This is a genomic window from Paenibacillus sp. JMULE4 (assembly GCF_013337105.1).
Classification (GTDB): Bacteria; Bacillota; Bacilli; order Paenibacillales; family NBRC-103111; genus Paenibacillus_G; species Paenibacillus_G naphthalenovorans.
In genome coordinates, this window is record NZ_SGWF01000016.1 from 301660 (window position 1) to 322595 (window position 20936).

Sequence of the window (20936 nt, forward strand, 5' to 3'; positions counted from 1 at the left end):
AATATTCCTATGCCATTGTTTTGTCAAAGGGAAAATCCTCAAATATGAATGGGATGGCCGAGAGCCACCTCTGCAGCTTCAGCTGATAGTTCCCCAAGTGTCGGATGCGCATGGATGGTAAGGGCCAGGTCTTCGATGGTCGTTCCCATTTCGCTCGCCAAGGCAATTTCCGGAATCAGATCAGACGCGTTTGTGCCTACGATTTGCCCGCCAAGGTATGAGCCCTGTTTTCTTATCGCCTACCAGCTTGACGAATCCCTCGGACGCACTCAAAGAGAGAGCACGCGCATTTGCCGCAAACGGAAACTTGCCAACCATGATGTCGTATCCCTTCTCCTTGGCTTCAGGTTCGCTAAGTCCTACGGAGGCAATTTCCAGATCGGAAAACACAACCGCCGGAATCGCTTGATAGTCGAAGGCGCTTGGCTGGCCAGCTATTGCTTCGGCAACCACTTTTCCTTCGTATGAGGCTTTATGCGCCAGTGCAGGGCCAGGGATGATATCACCAATCGCATAAATGTGAGGAATAGATGTTCGCCCTTGTTGATCGACTTCAACCAGTCCCCTGTCGCCAATTTTTACTCCAATACGGTCAAGACCGAATTCGCCATCGGTATTGGGACGGCGTCCTACTGTCACAAGAACGTAATCGGCCGTCACTTGTTGTTCTGCCTGATCCACCGTAAAGGTAACCGCGATTTCATCAGTCGACTGTTGTGCGGATTGAGCCATGGCGTTCGTGTACACCGTAACACCAAGGGAATCAAGATTTTTTCGCACAATACGGCTAATTTCACTCTCGAATCCGGGCAGAATCGACGGTGAACCTTCCAAAATGGTCACTTTGGTGCCGAACTTAGCGTACATTTGACCCAGTTCGATGCCGATATAGCCGCCGCCGATGACGACCATTCGTTTAGGGATTTCAGTAAGGCTCAGTGCCTCGGTGGAGGACAAAATTCGGTTCCCATACGGGAATGCTTTTAATTCAATTGGACGCGATCCGACTGCAACAATACAGTGGTCAAATTGGTATCGGAGCGATTCTTGTTCATTATAGAGACGAGCTTCCCGATCATTAATGAAAAGCGCCTCTCCTTTGAAGACCGAGATTTCATGCTTTTTAAGCAAGGATTGGATACCCGTTTTGAGGCGATTCACCACTTTCGACTGTTTCCACTGCTGAATCTGTGAAAAATCAAACTCAACGCCTGTCGCTTTTAACCCGGATATGCCGCTTTCCAGCATTTGTTCATACCGATGCGCCGCTGAAATCAACGCTTTGGACGGCACACAGCCGCAATTGAGACATACACCGCCGAGTTCCGATTTTTCCACCAGCAACACTTTCTTGCCAAGCTGCGCGGCTCGTATAGCTGCAACATAACCCCCAGAACCACCGCCGATCACCAACAACTGAGTGTGCTGGCTAGCGTCACCTACTACCATTGTGTTTCCCTCCAGTTCGTGATTTCGATTTTCCTTAACGTTACCCAAACAGCCTCATGAGATATGCAAATGAATCACCGTGCAGCATGATTGAAATACCTAATGCGATAAACACCAGTGGAACAATGACACTTCCGTACTTTTGCAGAATCCTTAGAATGGCCGGGAAGCTTGCCAGCCGATACGCAAGGAAACACCATACCGCGACCATCAAAAGGAACATAATCGCGATGTATAAAAGTGACGCGTTCCCCTGGGTCGTAAAATACGGGATGTATATGCCCAGGTTATCCCCGCCGTTGGCAAAGGTAATCGCAGCGACCTTACCGGTTAGTGGTCCAAACAAACGGTTCTTTGAAGGTTGTGACTTTAGATCGCCCAATTTCTCAAGCGCCTCTTCCGCCTCATCTTCTTCCTTTTTTTGAGGAACATTCGGATACCGAGATAAATGGGTATCAACCCAAGAAAACCGGCCCACTCGGTCGGCAAAAATGTAAAGCCGAAAGCCCCCAGTAAGCTTAGTACAACCAGCAATCCGAACCCCAGATATTGCCCTAGAACAACTTGTGCGTGCCGCGCTTTCTCGATCTGTGCGAAAAAGATCATCAGCACAAAAATGTCGTCAATGTTTGTCACGATGAATGTGCCAATAGCGGAAAGAATTAATGTGAGTGACATTGTGATTTACTCCATCCATTTGTATATTTCTTTAATCTACATGTTCTTATATCCAAATAATTATTTGATTAAATATCAATATTTATCAAAGGTTTAGTGCGGTTAGCCATTCAACCATTCGATATGCTACACGCTGCCATTCAGCCATCCAACATCATATCGTGTGCCATATTCGCGAAAACCTCCGGATTTGTACCGTACGCGCGAGCCGTCTGTTCAAGCTCATGGCTGTCAATGAGGAAGTCGTTTGCTGCGCCGAGCACAAGCATGGGGGTCTTGACCTTGTCGCTGGACCGGGAATCGTGCCATGTCCATAAAGGCCCGTAACGACTCATCTTGCAAGGAGCTGACGTACCGCCTGACCTGTTCTTGGGGCATGTTTGCTGAAAAGAATGCCTGAACCGCTCAGGTTTCGTTATTATAGAGATTCACTCGGCCTGTGATCAATGACTTCATCATCTTGCCAGGATTGCGAACGGCGGTTTTCACAGTGTTTTTCGCGTGCCACCCGGTGGTGCCGAAGCGAGCAGAACGCCAGCTGGGGCCGAATGGTCCTCCAAATACTCCCAAGCCCAAGAGCCATGAAAAGCGCCGTGGATAAACAGGATTGGGTTTGGTCGACTATTGGTTGAAGGGGAAAGTGAAACAAGATCACAAGTTGCCATAGTATGTACCTCCAGTATGTATCAATGCTTAGGCTATTTATCGCTCGGGCGATTTTTTAGTAATTCAACAATCTAACAATCATTTGAATATGAAATTATTATACTTCCGATGTTTAATACAGTCAAACGATTATTTCAATGTTATAATTAGAAACAAAAAATATCGCTCGTCTATCCAAGGTGGCCTAAATTCATCGGATGGCCACCGTTCAAACAAAGATCCCTGCAATTTGCAGGGACCAGCTTCGTTATTTCTCATGCTCATTGATTTGCTGCACAATAAATTCGGCATCCTGGCCAACTCCACCAATCAAAGCGGAGCCTCTCCGGTATTCAATGAATTATATTGTGAACAGTTTGTAAACAGCTAGAAAACAGGCGACGTATGCCAAAAAAAGCCCTTGCAGATGCGATGAAGTGCACCCCTTATAATGAACATTGGAAAAACCCCTGGTTAATCCGATGAATTATAGGGGGGGCATTTTTTATTCCAGCTAAGAAGGGTCAAAAGTTTAAACATTATCCTGAATCTCTAAAAATGGAAGCCGTAAGGTTACATGAGGAAGATGGTTGGAGCTATAGAAAGATAGCAGAACATCTAGACATCCAGGATTGGTATCGGGTCAGGGTTTGGGTGAGAAAGTATCACGTAGGTGGAGAGGTCGCCATAGAGGATAGACGTGGAGATCCACACCGAATAGAGACGGAGCAAGAACGTGAAATTCGACGTCTCCAATTGGAGGTAGATGTTCTAAAAAAGTGGTTACACATCTTGAATCGGGAGGGTTGCAGAGCCGATACACAGTCATTGACGAACTAAAGAATGCAAGAAGTAAAAGGACTTGTGTACATATCTAAATATAAATAGAAGCGGTTACTACGCCTTCTTGAAGCGTAAAAAGGAAGATCGGGACGGCGAGTTAAAGCGTAAAATCAAAGCGATTTATGAAGAGCGAAATAAGATTCTGGGTTACCGTCGTATACAAGACGAACTGTACCGTCAGCACGATCTTATTGTCAATCACAAGAAGGTACTACGCCTTATGCAAGAGCTTGGTATCAAGGCAATTATTCGTCGAAAGATCCATCGGACGAGTTATGAAGCAGCTGTATCAGACGGGAGGATAGCTGAGAACCTGCTGCAGCGGGATTTTAAGGTGAATGGCCCTAATCAGAAGTGGGTAACTGATGTAACACAAAAATTCGTTAAATTCGTTTCTTCAATAACAGCATCAAGTATTTCGTTTATAAAATGAATTAGTTAAAAATCAACAAGTAGGGTTATGGCGCGACCAGCGATTTGTTCAACGCTTGGGGAACCGGCTATCTGGAGCCGTTTTCGACGGTACGCATTACCTTCGGCACCATTCCGATCGTCGATCTGGTATTCTGGGCGCTCATGCTTGGCGGATGGCTGTGGGTATTTTTTCGCAAAAGAAGCGGGCGGTTGAAGGTGCCTTCGCACCGGGTGTACCGTACCGTATGGCTGCTGATTGCGCTGCACGTAGGATTACAGTCTTTCCAGGGCTATACGCTTTATCAGCAGGTGAACCATCAGTACGAACAAGTGGCGCTTGCCGCGGATTTTGTCCCCGGGACGTTTACGGTCATCGGAAAGCACGGCAATACGGTTGAATTGTCCAAAGGAACCGTATGGACAGGCATTCGGCCGGTGACACAACTGAAATCGAATGAAGATGCCGATCTGGAGGCATTGTTTGCCGCTAACCCCAAGGCCAAGACGCTGTACGAGTGGGCGCCGTTCGTGGTTGTTGTAGAGGATGACAAGCGTTTGGGCTTGTACGACCCGCGCTTTTACCGCAACGGCCAATCGTTCCTCTTTGAATATATGGACAAGCAGGCGCTGTGATCACTCCTGTCATGCATTATCTAACAAAAACCGCCTCTTTTCCAAGCTGATGCCATGGAAAGAGGCGGTCTTTGTTGGTTCAAGCTTTAAGGCGTGTAAAAATTTTGTGTGTAGTAGATGTTCAATTTTCCGCCAAAGTAAACTCCGACACCCAGGTTTTTATAGCTGCCGAGTATATTTTTGCGATGGCCTTCCGAGTTCATCCAACCATGATGGGCGAAGATAGCGCTGGTTTGACCTGCGGCGATGTTCTCGGCAGCGGCGCGGAATTTGAGACCGTCCTGCTTCATTCGGTCGAACGGGCTTAAACCGCTTGGATTCGTGTGGTCAAAGTAGCCCTTGGCAGCCATATCCTGGCTGTGTTTGCGCGCTGTCACAGCAATGGCATCGTCCCAGACAAACGGGGACAGTCCGAGCTTCGCCCGTCCTGCATTGGCAAGGTCGAAGCTTTGCCGCTCGTACGCTCTTGCCAGCGCATCGCTGGCCTGAGGATAGAAGGTTTCCAGCGAAAGCTCCGTTGACTTGCCGATCACCTGAACTCCGGTGACGGCATGGTTCCGGTGCACGTCGTAGAAGAAGGTAGCATAGGCGCCATTGATTTCATAGGTTCCGTACTCGCCTTTACCGTAATTCATCATAAAACGGGTGCTGCCCTTCTGAATGAACGAGACCGGGGCGCCGTACTGCTTTTCCACTTCGGCCTGGCTTGAACCGTCCGCTATGCCGCGATCGGTGCGCCAGTTGTTCGATGGCGAGTATAACGCAACGACTTTATTTCCACTAATGCCGATTTGCACGTAATCTTTGTAATCCTTGTTGTAAATATACCATTGGAAGCCGTACTCGCTTGCGTCTTTACGGGCGGGAGCTCCGAGCTTCTGCGTCACCGAATCGACAGAGTCGCCGAGCGCAATACCCTTGACGGATATCGGCACGTCCGCAACCACTGAAACGCCGGGTTGCGGCTGTGCCGGTGCCGGCGCCGCATTCAAGCCGACGAATTTTTGCTTGATATTCCAAACAAACTGAACCGCTTCGGCGCGGGTTAGTTTGTCCTCTGCCTGATAGCCTTCGATCGTGGCAGCGGTTTTCCCTTGCGACAAGCCTTGATCCAGCAAAAAGCGGATGGAATCGTTCAAGCCCATCGTCCCTTTTTGGGTGGCGGCAATCAATCGGGCCACATATCCCCGGTTATACAAGTTTCGGTCAGGGCTGTTAAGAACCGGCCATTGCTGCTGCCGGGCATAATCATAATAAGGCTCGTACCAATCAGCACCGGGTTGCGCCGAAGGGACTGGCGTTTCCGGATAAGCACGTAAAAGCATCGCAAGAAACTCGGGCTCGGAAACGACTTGGTCAGGACGGAACGTACCGTCCTCATATCCGTTGACAATACCATTGGCAGCTGCCCATGCTACAGATTTAGAGGCCCAATGGCGGGACATATCCTGAAAGCCGCTTAAACCTGCAGCCGCGGATGACGAAATGATGGATAGTATAGAAGTAACGCTTAGAACGACAGGCAGCGCGAAAGACAACCATCGTTTATTCAACTTGCATTCCTCCTCTTCCCAATAAAGTTCGTGTCCGGCTTGCCATATTAGTCGGTTTTCTATGCATATACAACTATCTACCATTTATTGGTAAAATTGTATTAGATTCATAGAAGCTCCGCGATTGGAGCGGAAAACAAAAGAACCGTCTGCTGCGCGGGGCAGCAGGCGGTCCTCGGTTTTGTTCTATAAGTGGCAGCGCTATTTCTTTTTGCGGGTTTTGCGTGCTTCCGCGGCTTCACGGGATACCGTGTCTTCCGCCAGCTTGCCGCCGAATTGATCAAGGCGGCTGGGGCTGCTTGCAGGTCCGTCATTATCGGGTTTGCTGTTTCTTCCACTCATGAGCGATCACCTCCATGCGTTAGCGTGCCTAAACTCCCGCCATATTATAACAGTTGAGGGGAATTCCGTATAACGGAACGGGAGCCTTGTGAGGGCGCTTGCCGCGGATTTAAGATGAAGCTATGAAGGAGGAATAGCAGTGAATGTGATCAAGAGCGAATCCTTTGCTAACCATCTGGCCCAAGCGGAACAAACGGGAGCCGGCGTAGAACCGTTAACGCTTCTGGAGCCGAATATCACGATTGAGGAAGCCTATCATGTCCAATTAAAAACCATCGAACGAAAAGTCGAGGCCGGGGCCAATGTCGTCGGCAAAAAGATCGGTCTCACATCGCTTGCCATGCAAAAATTACTGGGTGTGGATCAGCCGGACTATGGCCACTTGTTGGATACCATGGCGGTGGAAAACCAAGGGATGATCCCGTTCGCCCGTGTACTTCAACCTAAAGTGGAGGCGGAAATCGCGTTCAAATTAAAGCGTGATCTGATCGGGCCCCGAGTGACGGTGACCGATGTCCTGCTGGCAACGGAATATGTGATGCCTGCCCTTGAGATTGTGGACAGCCGGATCAGGGATTGGAAAATCAGGCTTCAGGATACCATCGCCGACAATGCTTCTTCCGGTCTGTACGTGTTGGGCGGCAAACAGGTGAAGGTGCATGAAGCGGATCTGGCGCAAATCGGCATGGTGCTGTACAAGAATGGCGAAATGGTCAATACCGGCGTAGGCGCGGCGGCTCTTGGCCATCCCGCCCGCTGCGTAGCGTGGCTCGCAAACAAATTATTTGAATTCGGCATTGTGCTAAAAGCAGGCGAGGTCATTCTTTCCGGGGCGCTGTCAGCGGCGGTTCATGCGGAACCGGGAGATGCCTTCAACGCCAGATTGGCACATCTTGGCGAAGTCGGCGTAAGGTTCACGGACAAACATGATGCAAGGGGGAAGGAACGGCATGTCTAAGGTAAAGGCAGCTATTCCAGGTTCAGGGAACAACGGCAAATCGACAAATAGAAAAATAAAGCAGCTTCGTTCTAGGAGGACGCTATGGATCGAAACCAATACATCAGCATAGCCCAACGCTTAATCGATGCGGAAGTCGGCAAAAGGGAGGTTACGCGGATCACAACGGAGCATCCCGACCTGACGGTTGATGATGCCTACCGCATTCAAGAGGAGCTTGTCGGCATCAAGCTTGGGCAGGGATACCGGATCATCGGTGCCAAAATGGGGCTGACGAGTCCTGCCAAGATGAAGCAAATGCGTGTGGAAGAACCGATTTACGGTTACATTTTTGATTACATGGTGGTTGACGGCAATGTGCTGAAGCTGAGCGAGCTGATTCATCCGAAGGTGGAGGCGGAAATCGCTTTTATTCTCGGCGAGGATCTGGAAGGTCCGGGGGTAACGATCGAACAGGTGTTGGCTGCTGCGGAGTACGTAGTTCCTGCTCTTGAGATGATTGACAGCCGGTATGAGAATTTTCAATTCACCCTGCCGGATGTCATTGCGGACAATACCTCTGCGTCGCGGGTGTTTATCGGTTCAGCGATGAGAAAGCCCGCGGATTTGGAGCTTGATTTAGTCGGTGTTACGCTGGCGGTTAACGGTGAACTGAAGGATTTGGGCGCGGGAGCTGCCGTGCTGGGCCATCCTGCCCAGTCGGTTGCGATGCTGGCCGGCATGCTGTCCCGCAAGGGGCTCAAGCTGAAGGCAGGCCAGGTCATCCTTACCGGCGGAATGACCGGAGCACTGATGCTTTCGCCCGGAGATACGGTTACCGTGAAGTGGGACGGTCTGGGAACGATGGAATTCAGAGTAGAGGAATAGCCAGTAACCGATATGCCAGGCAGCTAAGAGAGGCCGCTCCATAAGGGGCGGCTTTTCTCGTGGCCATAAATTTTGTCAATGGGTGCCGATTGACACTTTCAATTGGAGCATTGAAGAGAACTGCCTTATTATTGGAAGTAGAGAAAAGACCTTAGAGACTGGAACAAAAGGAGGAATTCCGATTGACATGTAAACGCTTTATCATCGACGATCCGGAACGCATGCTGTTTAAAGTAAGCCGTTCCGTTTTTACAAGGCCGGAGTTGTTGGAGAAAGAGAAAGAAACGATCTTTAATCAATGCTGGATTTATGTGGGACATGAATCGGAAGTAACGAAAAAAGGCGACTTCGTCACGAGAAATGTCGCGGGCAGACCGATCATTTTTAATCGGGACAGCAGCGGCCGGGTACATGCGTTCCTTAATACCTGCTCCCATCGCGGTGCGCTCGTATGCCGGGAAAGAGAAGGCAACTGCAAAACGTTCCGCTGCTTTTATCATGCGTGGACGTTCAGCAACAATGGGGATACCATAGCCATCCCCGGCGAAGACTCGTATCCGCCCGGATGGGATAAATCGCTTATGGGTCTGCACAGCGTTCCGCGCTTGGAAAGCTACAGGGGCTTCTACTTTTTGAATTTCGACAAGCATGCGGTTTCGTTGGACGAATATTTGGCCGGAGCCAAGGAATATCTGGATTTGATCGTGGATCAATCCGAAACCGGTGATATGGAAATCATTCAAGGCACACAAGAATATGACATGAAGGCGAATTGGAAGCTGCTGGTGGAAAACAGCTTCGACGACTACCATGTGGTGCCTACGCATATCACTTATTTGGATTATTTGAAGGATTCCGGTGTGGAGGTTGCGCTGCCCAAAGGCTTGTTGATGCCGGCGCACGGGATCGGCAAGCCGCTTGGCTACGGTCATGCCGTCATCGATAACAAAACCTACAGGGGAAGACCCATTGCAAGATGGATGCCCATCTACGGAGAGGATGCCAAGCCGATGATCGAGGAGAAGCGGAAGGAGCTTGTGCAGCGTCTTGGCGAAGAGAAGGGGATGAGGATAGCGGAAACGAACCGGAATCTCGTCATTTTCCCGAATCTCGTGATCAACGACGGATCCTCGATTACCGTGAGAACCTTCTACCCGGTTAGCTATAATCACATGAAGGTCACGGCTTGGGCCTTAGGTCCAAAAGAAGAAAGTCCGGAAGCGAGAAGAGTCAGACTGGACAGTTATTTGACCTTCTACGGACCGGGCGGATTTGCCACCCCCGACGATGTGGAAGCATTGGAGGTTGCCCAGCAGGGGTACGAAGCGTATCAAGAGGTGGAGTGGTCCGACATTTCGCGCGGCTTGCACAAAGAAGAACAACTGAATACGGACGAAATCCATCTGCGGACGTTCTGGAGAAGATGGAACGAATTGATGACAGGCGAGACCACACCGGGTACAAACTAAAGTACATGCGGCCAGGAGGAATGTTCATGAGCGCAAGGACGACAACGCAGGATTTTGAGCGATCTGATATTGAAGATTTTTTGTATCACGAAGCTTATTTATTGGACGAATGGCGGCTGGACGAATGGGGGGAGCTGTTGACGGAGGATGCCTGGTATCTTGTTCCTCCCAATGATGTGCCCAGAGGGAACCCGGAAAATACGCTGTTTCATGTCGCGGATAACATTGACCGCATCCGTTCGCGAATCAAAAGATTGAAGAGCCGCCACGCCCATGCGGAAAATCCGCATTCCCGTACAAGAAGGCTGATTACCAATGTGCGGATTACGGCCCGCGATAGCGAGATGATTTCCGCCTCCGCCAATTTTATGGTCATGCGGTACAGGAGGAACGAACAGATCAGGCAGTATGTCGGCGTGTACGAATATAAATTGGCGGTCCGGGACGGGCAGTTGAAAATTGCTGAGCGCAAGGCGATATTGGATGCCGAGGAATTAGGGCAACTGGGATCGGTAAGCATTTTACTGTAAATCGTTAGCGAAATCCTGAACGAAATGGGAGGATGATCTATGCTTCGCTATACAAAGCTTGGCTATATTGCAGTCAATGTAACGGACGTTGAGCGCAGCGCGAATTTTTACCGGGACATGGTTTGTTTGGATCAGGTGGGGGAAATCAGGGAGGATATCGCCTTCCTGTCGTCCAGCTCCGATTACCACAATCTGATTCTGAATCAATCCGACAAACCGGGACTCAAGAGAATCGCTTTTGAAATGGAAAGCACGCAGCAGCTCGAAAAAGCCTTTGAACTTCTGGAGAAATCCGGATGTCATCCGGCGGAGGTAGATCAAGCGGAAAGATCCCTGCTCAAAATCGATAAGGCGTTCCGGTTCAAGGATCCCAACGGAGTCACTTTCGAATTGTACAATCGGATGCTGCAAAGAGCCAAGCCTTATCAACCCGATCCCATTAAAGTGTTGAAGCTGGACCATATCGTGCTGCGGGTGCCTGACTTTCAGGAGACGGTGCGCTTTTTTACCGATGTGTTGAACTTTAAAATATCCGACACGCGCCATAAACCGGATGGCGAGATGTATTTTGCCTTTATGCGCTGTTTTCCTAACCCGTATCATCATTCCTTCGGCATAGCTCAAGGCGATGACCTCCGCATGTTTCATATTGCCTTCAAGGTGGCGGATATCAACGATGTGGGAACCGCGAGAAACCGACTTCTGAATTATAACGTGCCGGTGATTTTCGGGCCCGGCCGTCACTTGGCTTCAGGCAGTATTTTTATGTACTTTCTGGATCCTGACGGCTTGACCCTGGAATATACGCTGGGCATGGAGGAATTTCCGGAGGAGAACCCGCGGGAGCCCAGAATGCTGGACAACACGCTGCGCACCACGGATATGTGGGAAGGCGCTTCCGACCCGCGGATCGGGAAAGTGGGTCACGTAGAAGTGTAATTCGAGAATGAAGGAGATGAATGACCCTTGTCCAAACGAAATTTAAAAATCGGAAGTACGTTTTACCTGCATACGATGCCTTTGCTTCACCATGCCATCGAAACGAAGGGGTTCGATTATACCGCGGAGAATGTCAAAACCATTGACGAATGCACCTTGCGGACTTTAAAAGGGGATTTTGACATCGGAGAAATGTCTTTGGCGACCTTCCTCAAAGTACAGGAAACCGATTCGAGCTTGAAGGCGCTGCCGGTATTTGCCCGGAAAATTCCTCAAGTCTATGCCTTTTGCTCCAGGGAATCCGGATTAAACAGCTATAAAGATTTAAGAGGGAAGAAAGTAGCCGTATTTCAATATTGGGTTACCGCCTCCATTTGGCACAGATGGCTGCTGACCCATCATTACGGAGTAGACGCGAAGGATATCATTTGGTGCCCGCTTCGTAAGGACCGAATGGATAACATGCCTTATCCCGAGGATCATCAGATCCATTGGGACTATGTGGAGGGGACGCCGGAAGAGCTGCTGCGCAGCGGGGAGATCGATTGCTTCTTTTATGCACGCAAACCGGATCGATTCGACGGCCTGCGCTGGTTATTCCCGCCGTCTCCTGAAGAACAGATTCAATTTGTTCACCATTCCGGAATCACTCCGATTACGCATGTGATGGCGATCAAAGATGAAATCGTGCAAAGCTCTCCGGAAATTATCGATGAAATCATGGAGGTTTACGAGAAATCCAAGGCGATGGGTTACCGGGAAGCGGCCCACATGGCCAGCCTGTACCTGCCGTTTGCCGATTGGCATCTGCACCAAACGGAATCGGGCCTGGGGGGAAGGGATTGGAACGAGAACGGGTGGTCCGAAAACAAACCTATTTTGGAAACCTTCTATCAAGCATGCATTGAGCAAGGGTTTATTCAGCAGCCGTATGATTTGTCCGACAGCTTTATCCCTTATGATTATGAGAAATAGCATTCGACAGCAGGACTCCCCCATCGCGCAAAAAACCGGCTGCGGGATCACCCCAGCCGGATGCCGTAATGAGCTCATGCTATAATTGCTGAAACAGCTTCTTTGCGGCACAGACTACTGTTTCCCGGATTTCTTGCTGCAGCCGGGTTCCGAGCACCAGATAAATAGGGGCGCTCGGAAGCGGAAGATTCATCGGCAGTTCGACAATCGTTCCGTTTCTTAATTCTTCGCTGACGATCATTTTCTGCAGGAAAGCAACCCCGAGCCCTTTTCGGACCATCATTTTGATCCAGCCCAGGTTGTTGATTTCCACCGTCTGAATATCCTTCAGCCCGTTTTTTTTCAAAAATTGGTCTACCAGCTGGGTGGTCAAAAACGGCTTGCTGTACGTAATAATACGTTCTTTTTTCAGTTCCGCGGTGGTAATGGTTCCGGTTTGAGTCAAAGGATGCTCCGGCGCGCAGACCAAAATATTCTGTTCGTTTACAATATGGATGGCATCCAGGCCTTTGGTATCGGAAGCGGACTGTATATAGCCCAAACCGATATCTACGGCGCCTGAGCGGATATCCTCGAGTATTTCTTTCGTCGTGCTTATATTTACAGTAAAATCGATTTGCGGAAACACATTATAAAGCGCTTTCAAAAGTTCGGGCATAATTTCCACTCCCATGTGATTGGGACATGCGATGGTAATGGTTTTTTGTTCGTACGGCGGTTCCTTCAAGGCCAGCATGCATTTTGTAATATTGTCGTAAGCTTCGCGGAAATACGGCAGCACCTTTTCGCCTGCAGGGGTGAGGATGACCTTTCGTCCGCTGATTCGGTTAAACAGGGGATTCTGCAATTCCTGCTCCAGCATTTGGATGCGGACGCTGATTGTAGGCTGGGTAACGTATAATGCTTCTGCAGCGGTGGAGAAACTGCCCTTTTCGACAACCATCAGGAAGGCCTCAATGTTTTTTAACTCCATGGGTTAGGGATCACCTCTGTTGTGAAGATCATGCATCAGGGTACTGTCTTTTAATGTAATGCGCAGGACCAATGAGGTAAATACGGTTGTTCCTGTATGTGAAATCAAACTGGCGGGGAGGAAACATGTCATGGCCAAGCAGCAGGAAACGCTATCTTCCGTGCATAATGCGCTCCGCATTTTACGGGTCTTTACCTATGAAAATCCGGAAATGGGAATCAGCGAATTGAGTGCACACCTGGGATTGGCGAAAAGCACGGTGTTCCGACTGCTTTGTACGTTAAGTGAAGACCATCTGGTCGAGAAAAATAAAAAATCGCAGAAATACCATTTGGGATTGGCCGCATTGGAGTTAGGCTTCGCAGTATATCATGAAATGGAATTGCGCAAGGTTTCCCTGCCTTTGCTTGAGCGTTTGACGAAATCTCTCCGAAAGGTCGTGCATATGGGGGTCTATGATAACGGAGAAGTCGTTTATATTTGTAAACTGACTCCGGACGATCATTTGGGCACCATTACGCAAATCGGCCGCAGAGTTCCGTTCCACTGCACCTCTGTCGGCAAGGTCCTGCTCGCTCATCAGAGCGAAAGCGAAATATCCAGATTACTGCGGAACCGGTTAACCGCCCATACGAATAAAACGATTACCGATCCCGACCGGCTAAGAAGCTGTATGGCCGATGTTCATAAAAAAGGCTACGCCGTAAGCCATGACGAGCTGAAAGCCGGTGTCAGCTCGGTATCCGTTCCGGTCATTAACGATAACGGGGAAGTCATTGCAGCGATCAGCGCAGCCGGATCGACGGCGCATTTTTACGATAGTCAGGTCCAGCGGTATATACGCGAGCTGAAAACGTGCAGCCGGATCATCACGGAACGGCTAGGGATGCAGGGATAAAACGTCTTTCTGACCCTCAAGGCGCATAAAGTGCGCCTTGAGGGCTTAATTTTTCGCGGGGGAAATCACGGCGGATTCGTAAGTCGTCGGATCATGTACCCAATGCTCCTCCAGCAGAAGGGTCTGAAGAACAGCCTGCTCCACCTCTGATTCCCCCCAGCCCAGCATGAGTTCAATGGCTTCTTCATTATCCATGACCTCAGTGAATACGTTGTGGGCACTAAACCAATAGCTGCGTTTGCCGGTCTGTTCGTTATAAAAACTGACGATACCCGGCCGAAACGGATGTTCAATGATTTTCATAACGGAATCCCGCCTTTTTGCGCTTTGTGACTCGTCATCGTAAAGCGTATATCTTTATCATAAGGGCGGCATCCGGGCTTGGAAACCGGTCTGTTCTTTTATACGGAATGAGTCCCGGGGGGAGTTTGTTTAAGATCCCAAATGTCTGTTGAGAAAATCCAGACTTCGCGAATAGGCGTCTCTGGACGCTTTGATTCGGTACGATTTGCGCGTGTCATTAAAAAAGGCATGCGGAGTCTCGTCGTAAACATGATATTCGAAGGATTTGCCGTGCTTCTTCATCGCCTCGGCAAAAGCAGGAATCTTCTCCGTAATCGCCGTATCCAGCTGCCCGTAGAAACCGATGACCGGACATTGTACCGATGCAGCGGTCTCTATTGCCGGCGGATTGCCGTAGAAGACCACGGCACAGGATAAACGGGGTTCGTGAACGGCAAAGTAACCGGATAAAGCACCGCCCATACAAAAACCTAATGCTGCGAATTTGGCTCCCTTGGTTGCGGCATATTGCTCTTGTACAAAACGGCTTGTCGCGAGCATCTGCTCCAGGTGCTGCGCGGGCGCAGTGGCGGCGAACATTCCTTCAATCGTCTCCATGATACGGTTCTGCTGTTCCTGAGGGTAAACGGAAAGTGCCTGATTCCTCACATGGATGTCCCGCCAACCGGGGGAAGGCAGCTGCTCCATGAAGCTTTTGGCGGCTTCAATCCGTTCTGGCATCAGATGCGCCGGACGTTGACCGTTGCGGGAGAAAAGATCCGGTGCGAACGCTGCATAGCCGGCTCTGGCCAACCTGTCGGCCACATCCTGAATATGCTCGTCCACACCGAAAATCTCCTGCAGCACCAAGACCGCAGGCAGGCCGGATGCAGGCTGAACCGGTTTAGCGGCATATCCGGTATATTCCCTTCGTTCGCCATATTGCACCCACTCCGAAACAAAACCCATGTCCAATTCCTCCTTTAAAAATCCATAGCGTTGATTTCATTATTTTACCATTAATGTTTGCGCTGTGGCACACAAAAGTTCATAATTAATCTGCGAACACATCGACTGGAGGACTCGAATTGGAACAGAGCGAGAAAAAACGCAGGCTATTAATTATAGCCGTAGCCCTGGGCTTTATCTTAAATCCATTGAATACGACGATGATATCCGTAGCTTTTTCCCGTTTGCAGGACGATTTTGGGCTATCCTTCGCGGATATCTCCTGGCTGATTTCGACGTATTACCTGGCAAGCGCCATTGGACAGCCGGTGCTGGGGAAGCTGAGCGATATGTTCGGCAGAAAACGGATGTTTATCCTGGGCTTACTGCTGGTTACGGCGTCTTCCATGCTGGCTCCGTTATCCCCGGGCTTTCATTGGCTTCTGGCCTTCCGTTTCGTTCAGGCTATCGGGACTTCCGCGGTGTTTCCTTCAGGAATGAGCATGATCCGCAGCGTAGTTACGGAGAATCAGGCGCGTGCGCTTGGGATTTTATCGGTGTTCTCTTCCACTTCAGCCGCTTTTGGGCCTTCCATAGGCGGATTTTTGATTCATTATGGGGATTGGCCGGCCATTTTTTTAATTAATTTTCCCGTCATTCTCGTTTCGTTGATCTTGGCTGTCAAAGTCATGCCCGCGGATACGCAGCAGCCGGTGAACATGAAAATCGATTCATGGGGGATTGTACAGTTTTCTTTGCTGGTGTTGGTTTGGCTCCTTTTTCTGCTCTCCGTCAGCAGCGGGGGGCAATGGTGGCTGCTCGGTGCAGGCATGGCATTGGGATATCTCTTTTACCGGTTTGAGCTTCGTCAACCGCAGCCCTTTATTGATGTTCATTTCCTAAAAAGCAATCCTCATGTGACCCTGATTTACATTCAAAATATTCTGGTGAACATCGTGTTTTATTCCGTCACTTTTGGAATTCCCATGTATTTGCAGACGGCCCGGCATTTTGATACCCAAGAAACGGGGCTGTCGATGCTGTTCCTTTCGGGCTTCGCCGTGCTGATTACCCCCCTGGCCGCAAGATGGCTGGATGCCAAAGGATCCCGGTATCCTCTGTTCATCGGAACACTGACCGTCATCCTGGGAATGCTTTTGTTGATGACCGTTCAAGACGGCTCCGGACTGACCTGGTTCTTTGTCGCGCTCTCTTTTCTTGGCATGAGCACGGGACTCAATAATCTGGGCTTGCAGACCGCTTTATATTCATTCGTATCCATGGAAGAAACGGGGATTGCTTCGGGTCTTTTAATGACCTCCCGATATATCGGAACCATTTTTTCATCCAGCTTGCTCGGCAATGTTTTCGGTACGGAAATCGCTTCGAAGGAACTCCATGCCATGGCGCTCATCTGTGCTGTTATCGGCGGACTGATGCTGATTTTAACGGTCCGGTTACATCGGGTGAAAAGGGAAGCCCCTTCTTTTTTTCGATAGAAGATAGAAAAGTGGGTATATGGAACTTATAGATTTCCTTAATACGTTGGTATCGAAATTATCAATTTGAATGTGAGGAATTTATGAAATATCATTAGTGACATACTTGGAAATACAGCATTCAAGCATGCCCCGGGTTTGAACGGGGGCATGCCGGCCGAATATGAAGCGCTTGCAGTACGTGGCGATATGGCCGAACCTTGATCTCCGGAAAATCCGATTCAACAGTTAAAAAAGCCGCCGTGTTCCCGTTCGGGTAACCGCTTCCATTAACGGAATGAAGTCCAGCGGTAATATGTCAAGTCCCTGATTCGTGGAAATTGGAAATTATTTTGGCCCAAAACGCGATGACTCAGGGAAAAAGGCAACACCAAACTAAACCCAGTCGAAAATCGAGTTAATTACCAGATTTTAACTGGGAATCCGTGAAGGACTTTGGCAAAGGAGGCGTTAATCCTTCGCAGTTGTCACCTTCCTTCCAGGCGTGTAGAGTTGGCCGTTGCGTAGCAGCACATCGACCAGACGCACAAGTTTTCTTGCCGTTAAGACGAGGGCGCGTTTGTGTTGATGCTTAGGCACTTCAACGTACTTCTTCCGGTAATACTCGCCGAATTCCGGTTCGCGGTTTTTCACCGAGTTGGCAGCTTCAACAAGGTAATAACGAAGGAATCGGTTGCCGGAACGAATGCGTTTGGTATCTTCGGCCTCAAAGCCCCCGGACTGATGTTTACGCCATGTCAGGCCTGCATATTTAGCTACGGCGGCCTGATCGCTAAAGCGTTCGATGTCGCCGATCTCCGCCAGAATGCCGGCGGCGTACACCCGGTCGATGCCCGGAATGGAGCGCAGGCACTGAGCGCCGGGGATGCCAGCCAGAATGCGTTCGATCGCCTTGTCCAGCTCTTTCAGTTGGCTCTGAATACTCCGGATGGCCTGTATGGAAGTGCCGAGAACCAGATCAATGGAATCCTCTACGACCTTTGAAAGGCGGTAGGACGCTCGTGCAGCCTTCTGGATGCAGCGGGCGACATGCTCCGGGTCAGGGAAACGGTTCTTTCCCTTCTCCTTGAGATAGTCGGCCAAGTCGGCGACTTCCATGTCGGCAATCTCATCGAGGCTGAACTTTTCCGAGAGCATCTCCATGATGGCGTGGCCGAAAACGGAGCTGTCGACTTCGGAACGAAACGCATTGCATTTGTAGAACAGATTCTGCAGGAAGTACTGCTTCTCGCGTGTCAGGTTGTGAACCAGATGGTACCGCATGCGCGTCAGGCGCTGAAGCGCGATGTACTGCTCCTGCATGACGATGGTCGTCGTGAGACGGCCGAAGCGCAGGCGTTCGGCGATGATCCAGGCATCGATCCGATCGGTCTTGTCCATATCCGCGTAGGCTTCCCGGAACTTGTTGATAAGCTTCGGGTTGATCGTGAACACCTTGGTTTTCCGCTCTTGAAGCGAGGCATCCTCATGCAGGTACATAGCCGGATGCCAGCTATAGACCGAGGTTGCTTCAAGGCCGATATGGATTTCGGAAGCCGGCAGCTTGTCCGCAGCAGCCACGATGCGGTCGCGCAGATGCGAGGCACCGTGTAGATTGTTTTCTACCTTGAGCGTTTCAAGCGTATCGCCTTCCGGATTCATGAAACACGCTTCCAGTTCTTCTGAACTGACGTCAATACCGACAAATAATTTCAAGGGTGATCCCTCCCTTCTGGATTCGGGATTTAGGGAATTGGACTCTTCGGGATGCCCCCAGCGCGCTCGCCGATCAGTCACCCTCGCATATGAGAACTTCCTTCGGTCCATGAGCTGCCTCGAAGCTGCTATCTTCGAGCATGGGTTGCCGAAGGGGACAGCCAGCGGGTAAGAAGTTCAAACGAGTGCTGGGGAAACAGACTTTAGATGTAGTCGAACTACAGGAGTGAGACGAATTTCCCCAAATGACCCTAAGCTCATTGTCTGGGAACATCACGAAAAGTCCAAGACCCTAATTGTATTTTTTAAAGTTGTCAAAGAGCGGTTTTCTCTCTGGACCCCGACTTCCGCTCCTTGCCCTTCGGGCTGCGGTGCGGGTCGGCTACGTCCACCATAGTTTCACTGCAGATTAACTGGAAATTCTTCAAAAAGAAGATTCTAAACATACTATACGAGGAGTGTATGGGATGAAAGGATTGGAAAGACTCGATCAAACCGTGGTGCAGGAATTAAAAGAAAAGATCGCTCTGGGATGTAAAATTTTAGCGAAACTGGAGCTGTCCGATTATCTCGGACACGTCAGCGCCCGCATACCCGGAACAGACCTTGTGTTCATTAAAGCAAGGGGACTGGACATGGGAAACTTGCTGGATATGACGGCAGATAAAGTCGTGATGGTGGACTTGGAGGGAAGAAGGGTCGAGGGTCAGGACTTGAATCCCCCCGATGAAGTCGTACTGCACACGGAAATTTTCAAAGCGCGTCCGGAGGTGATGTCTGTTGTCCATACCCATCAGCCGATATCCACCATACTCGGTGATTTAGGATTGCGCATCCTGCCGATGCAGGGGGTCATGGCCGCCGTAGCCGCAAGAGAGATTCCTGTTTTTGAATCCTCGCTGAAAATCGTGACACATGAGCAGGGCAGAGGAGTGGCTCGGGCCCTGGGAGACCATTGGGCCGTTCATCTGCGGAATCACGGAATTTGCACGGTCGGTGACAGCATCGAGCAAGCTGTGGTGTTTGCCATATGGTTGGAGCACCAGGCCAAATTAACCTGGCAAGCCTCGGCGGCTGGAATTCCTCGCGGCATGAGCCAAGAAGAAGCGGAACTCCAGATCAAAGACGCTTTGGGGCCCATGGCAAGCCGGTGGAGATATTATTGCAGTTTGCTGGATAACTAGTTTCGGCAAAAATGTTTGCGCTTTCAATCATGTGGGAATGGAGGTTTTTTATGAGAAACGTCCAAAGACTGAAACTCTTTACCTTCATGTGCATATCGCTTGGCGTGCTGCTCCTTGTGGCAGGCTGCGGCAGCAGGGGGCAAACGTCGGGCTCACTGAGCGAAGGACAGCCGGAAGGTTCGCCCGGTGAAGGAAAACCGGCAGGGCCACAAGTCTCGGTCAAGAAAATGCCGGAACAGCTGACCAAGATCAAAGTAGGCATTCCGACGCAAAATATCAATTTTTTGCCGTGGTACGCAGCGGTTCAAAAGGGTCTGTTCAACAAATATCATCTTGAAGTCGAGCTTCAAAGAGTGGAAGGCGGCGTGGTTGGTTTAAGGGGTCTGCAATCAGGAGATTTTGCTTTTCTGGGAGGCTTGCCGGAAGCCGCGATCACCGGCGTTTCGCAAGGCGCGAATGTAAAATTGATTGGCGCATTAACCTCGCAATCGATGTATTCGATCTTCGTTACCCCGGATATTCAGGACATTCAGGAATTAAAAGGGAAAGCGGGAGCGGTAGTGCAGCCGGGGAACGGAACCGATGTTATTTTGCGCTGGTGGTTGAAGCAGCATGGACTGGAGCCGGATAAAGACATACGGATTGTGTCGGCCGGCGGTAATCCCGCACGGGTGCAGGCGATGAAAGCCGGTCAGGCTCAAGTGACCCTCCTGAGTCCGCCTACCGATTTGCAGGCGGAAGCTGCCGGATTTAAGAAAATCGGCTTGATTCGCGATGAACTGAAGAGCTATAACCATGATGCTATTGCCGCCAACGGAAAAATGCTGACCGAAACCCCGGAAATCGCCCGGGCGTTTATGGCGGCCACTGCAGAAGCCATTGACTTTATAAAGGATCCGTCCAATCGTTCCGAAGTGATTCAGATCGGGGTCAAGGCATTGGATTCCAGGGAGCAGGATGTGGCCAAGTCGCTTGAATTTGCGCTTCCTTCTTATGGGGATAAAGGAAGGCTGAATCTGGAAGGGATTAAATGGGCCATCGACACGGCCAGAGAAGCGGGAACATTGACCGAGGATATAAAGGTGGAAGATGTGGTGGATGAACAATATTACATGGAATAATTCATTTCATGACCAGGTTATAACATAACAGGAGGGGGTCC

The 20936-nt window shown here is 50.0% G+C and carries 22 protein-coding genes and 1 pseudogene; 13 read left to right on the forward strand and 10 right to left on the reverse strand.

What is annotated here, in order from left to right:
- Positions 1–38: 38 nt before the first annotated feature.
- The 4 genes and pseudogenes from lpdA to EXW96_RS26975 all read right to left on the reverse strand — a co-directional run bounded on the left by lpdA (position 39) and on the right by EXW96_RS26975 (position 2462).
- Positions 39–1449: pseudogene (gene lpdA / locus EXW96_RS18770) on the reverse strand (dihydrolipoyl dehydrogenase).
- 40 nt (positions 1450–1489) lie between these two features.
- Complete coding sequence (locus tag EXW96_RS28325) at positions 1490–1831, reverse strand: cadmium resistance transporter (protein WP_309225154.1); 342 nt, start codon at positions 1829–1831, stop codon at positions 1490–1492.
- Positions 1819–2127 (reverse strand): cadmium resistance transporter, encoded by a 309-nt coding sequence (locus EXW96_RS28330; protein ID WP_309225155.1) that lies wholly within the window; start codon positions 2125–2127, stop codon positions 1819–1821. The genes EXW96_RS28325 and EXW96_RS28330 overlap by 13 nt, the downstream gene beginning before the upstream one ends.
- Positions 2128–2267: 140 nt before the next feature.
- Positions 2268–2462: a lysophospholipase gene (locus EXW96_RS26975; protein WP_141336353.1), complete on the reverse strand. Its 195-nt coding sequence runs from the start codon at positions 2460–2462 to the stop codon at positions 2268–2270.
- Positions 2463–3279: 817 nt separating this feature from the next.
- Here EXW96_RS26975 and EXW96_RS18780 point away from each other — a divergent pair.
- The 3 genes from EXW96_RS18780 to EXW96_RS18790 all read left to right on the forward strand — a co-directional run bounded on the left by EXW96_RS18780 (position 3280) and on the right by EXW96_RS18790 (position 4662).
- On the forward strand, positions 3280–3612 hold the full coding sequence (locus tag EXW96_RS18780) for a helix-turn-helix domain-containing protein (protein ID WP_373423936.1): 333 nt from the start codon (positions 3280–3282) through the stop codon (positions 3610–3612).
- Positions 3613–3679: 67 nt separating this feature from the next.
- Positions 3680–4048: an IS3 family transposase gene (locus EXW96_RS18785; RefSeq protein ID WP_174351144.1), complete on the forward strand. Its 369-nt coding sequence runs from the start codon at positions 3680–3682 to the stop codon at positions 4046–4048.
- Between the two features lie 44 nt (positions 4049–4092).
- Positions 4093–4662 (forward strand): metal-dependent hydrolase, encoded by a 570-nt coding sequence (locus EXW96_RS18790; protein WP_254611461.1) that lies wholly within the window; start codon positions 4093–4095, stop codon positions 4660–4662.
- An 86-nt stretch (positions 4663–4748) separates the two neighbouring features.
- Here EXW96_RS18790 and EXW96_RS18795 read toward each other — a convergent pair whose 3' ends face one another.
- On the reverse strand, positions 4749–6215 hold the full coding sequence (locus EXW96_RS18795; protein WP_174351145.1) for a CAP-associated domain-containing protein: 1467 nt from the start codon (positions 6213–6215) through the stop codon (positions 4749–4751).
- A gap of 201 nt (positions 6216–6416) precedes the next feature.
- Entirely contained in the window at positions 6417–6557 is a 141-nt protein-coding gene (locus EXW96_RS18800) for a hypothetical protein (RefSeq protein ID WP_171005980.1), read from the reverse strand.
- Between the two features lie 145 nt (positions 6558–6702).
- Here EXW96_RS18800 and EXW96_RS18805 point away from each other — a divergent pair, with 145 nt between their 5' ends.
- From EXW96_RS18805 to EXW96_RS18830, 6 genes are all read left to right on the forward strand, one after another.
- Positions 6703–7515 carry a 2-keto-4-pentenoate hydratase gene (locus EXW96_RS18805; protein ID WP_254777614.1) on the forward strand — a complete coding sequence of 271 codons (813 nt, stop codon included), beginning with the start codon at positions 6703–6705 and terminating at the stop codon, positions 7513–7515.
- A gap of 84 nt (positions 7516–7599) precedes the next feature.
- A complete protein-coding gene (locus EXW96_RS18810) occupies positions 7600–8382 on the forward strand; it encodes a 2-keto-4-pentenoate hydratase (protein WP_074729365.1) in 783 nt (260 codons plus the stop codon).
- A 182-nt stretch (positions 8383–8564) separates the two neighbouring features.
- The gene (locus tag EXW96_RS18815; protein WP_254611462.1) at positions 8565–9851 is read left to right on the forward strand and encodes an aromatic ring-hydroxylating oxygenase subunit alpha; all 1287 of its coding nucleotides are present in this window, start codon (positions 8565–8567) and stop codon (positions 9849–9851) included.
- Positions 9852–9877: 26 nt separating this feature from the next.
- Positions 9878–10381, forward strand: a complete 504-nt coding sequence (locus tag EXW96_RS18820; protein WP_062409500.1) for an aromatic-ring-hydroxylating dioxygenase subunit beta — start codon at positions 9878–9880, stop codon at positions 10379–10381.
- Between the two features lie 39 nt (positions 10382–10420).
- The gene (locus tag EXW96_RS18825) at positions 10421–11320 is read left to right on the forward strand and encodes a VOC family protein (protein ID WP_062409499.1); all 900 of its coding nucleotides are present in this window, start codon (positions 10421–10423) and stop codon (positions 11318–11320) included.
- A 27-nt stretch (positions 11321–11347) separates the two neighbouring features.
- The gene (locus EXW96_RS18830) at positions 11348–12295 is read left to right on the forward strand and encodes a substrate-binding domain-containing protein (RefSeq protein WP_074729359.1); all 948 of its coding nucleotides are present in this window, start codon (positions 11348–11350) and stop codon (positions 12293–12295) included.
- A 79-nt stretch (positions 12296–12374) separates the two neighbouring features.
- Here EXW96_RS18830 and EXW96_RS18835 read toward each other — a convergent pair whose 3' ends face one another.
- Positions 12375–13268 carry a LysR family transcriptional regulator gene (locus EXW96_RS18835; RefSeq protein WP_062409497.1) on the reverse strand — a complete coding sequence of 298 codons (894 nt, stop codon included), beginning with the start codon at positions 13266–13268 and terminating at the stop codon, positions 12375–12377.
- A 130-nt stretch (positions 13269–13398) separates the two neighbouring features.
- Between EXW96_RS18835 and EXW96_RS18840 the strand changes: the two genes are divergently transcribed.
- Positions 13399–14166: an IclR family transcriptional regulator gene (locus tag EXW96_RS18840; RefSeq protein WP_174351146.1), complete on the forward strand. Its 768-nt coding sequence runs from the start codon at positions 13399–13401 to the stop codon at positions 14164–14166.
- Between the two features lie 45 nt (positions 14167–14211).
- Here the strand turns inward: EXW96_RS18840 and EXW96_RS18845 are convergent, their stop codons facing one another.
- Together EXW96_RS18845 and EXW96_RS18850 are read right to left on the reverse strand one after the other, a co-directional pair.
- On the reverse strand, positions 14212–14469 hold the full coding sequence (locus EXW96_RS18845) for a hypothetical protein (protein WP_054819222.1): 258 nt from the start codon (positions 14467–14469) through the stop codon (positions 14212–14214).
- Between the two features lie 129 nt (positions 14470–14598).
- Positions 14599–15417, reverse strand: coding sequence for a dienelactone hydrolase family protein (locus EXW96_RS18850; protein ID WP_174351147.1), 819 nt, complete (start codon positions 15415–15417; stop codon positions 14599–14601).
- Between the two features lie 119 nt (positions 15418–15536).
- On the opposite strand from EXW96_RS18850, the gene EXW96_RS18855 reads away from it, so the two are divergent.
- Positions 15537–16895, forward strand: a complete 1359-nt coding sequence (locus EXW96_RS18855) for an MFS transporter (RefSeq protein ID WP_174351148.1) — start codon at positions 15537–15539, stop codon at positions 16893–16895.
- 450 nt (positions 16896–17345) lie between these two features.
- Here the strand turns inward: EXW96_RS18855 and EXW96_RS18860 are convergent, their stop codons facing one another.
- Positions 17346–18590: an IS110 family RNA-guided transposase gene (locus EXW96_RS18860; RefSeq protein ID WP_074730232.1), complete on the reverse strand. Its 1245-nt coding sequence runs from the start codon at positions 18588–18590 to the stop codon at positions 17346–17348.
- Positions 18591–19057: 467 nt separating this feature from the next.
- Between EXW96_RS18860 and EXW96_RS18865 the strand changes: the two genes are divergently transcribed.
- Both EXW96_RS18865 and EXW96_RS18870 read left to right on the forward strand, forming a co-directional pair.
- On the forward strand, positions 19058–19774 hold the full coding sequence (locus tag EXW96_RS18865) for a class II aldolase/adducin family protein (protein ID WP_062409493.1): 717 nt from the start codon (positions 19058–19060) through the stop codon (positions 19772–19774).
- A 50-nt stretch (positions 19775–19824) separates the two neighbouring features.
- Positions 19825–20895 (forward strand): ABC transporter substrate-binding protein, encoded by a 1071-nt coding sequence (locus EXW96_RS18870; protein ID WP_174351149.1) that lies wholly within the window; start codon positions 19825–19827, stop codon positions 20893–20895.
- Positions 20896–20936: the final 41 nt, after the last annotated feature.

Excerpts from the sequence above, each read along its gene's own strand:
- EXW96_RS28330 (WP_309225155.1), bottom strand. The coding sequence starts at position 2,127 with ATGTCACTCACATTAATTCTTTCCGCTATTGGCACATTCATCGTGACA.
- EXW96_RS26975 (WP_141336353.1), bottom strand. The coding sequence starts at position 2,462 with ATGAGTCGTTACGGGCCTTTATGGACATGGCACGATTCCCGGTCCAGC.
- EXW96_RS18800 (WP_171005980.1), bottom strand. The coding sequence starts at position 6,557 with ATGAGTGGAAGAAACAGCAAACCCGATAATGACGGACCTGCAAGCAGC.
- EXW96_RS18810 (WP_074729365.1), top strand. The coding sequence starts at position 7,600 with ATGGATCGAAACCAATACATCAGCATAGCCCAACGCTTAATCGATGCG.
- EXW96_RS18820 (WP_062409500.1), top strand. The coding sequence starts at position 9,878 with ATGAGCGCAAGGACGACAACGCAGGATTTTGAGCGATCTGATATTGAA.
- EXW96_RS18825 (WP_062409499.1), top strand. The coding sequence starts at position 10,421 with ATGCTTCGCTATACAAAGCTTGGCTATATTGCAGTCAATGTAACGGAC.
- EXW96_RS18835 (WP_062409497.1), bottom strand. The coding sequence starts at position 13,268 with ATGGAGTTAAAAAACATTGAGGCCTTCCTGATGGTTGTCGAAAAGGGC.
- EXW96_RS18840 (WP_174351146.1), top strand. The coding sequence starts at position 13,399 with ATGGCCAAGCAGCAGGAAACGCTATCTTCCGTGCATAATGCGCTCCGC.
- EXW96_RS18845 (WP_054819222.1), bottom strand. The coding sequence starts at position 14,469 with ATGAAAATCATTGAACATCCGTTTCGGCCGGGTATCGTCAGTTTTTAT.
- EXW96_RS18850 (WP_174351147.1), bottom strand. The coding sequence starts at position 15,417 with ATGGGTTTTGTTTCGGAGTGGGTGCAATATGGCGAACGAAGGGAATAT.
- EXW96_RS18865 (WP_062409493.1), top strand. The coding sequence starts at position 19,058 with ATGAAAGGATTGGAAAGACTCGATCAAACCGTGGTGCAGGAATTAAAA.
- EXW96_RS18870 (WP_174351149.1), top strand. The coding sequence starts at position 19,825 with ATGAGAAACGTCCAAAGACTGAAACTCTTTACCTTCATGTGCATATCG.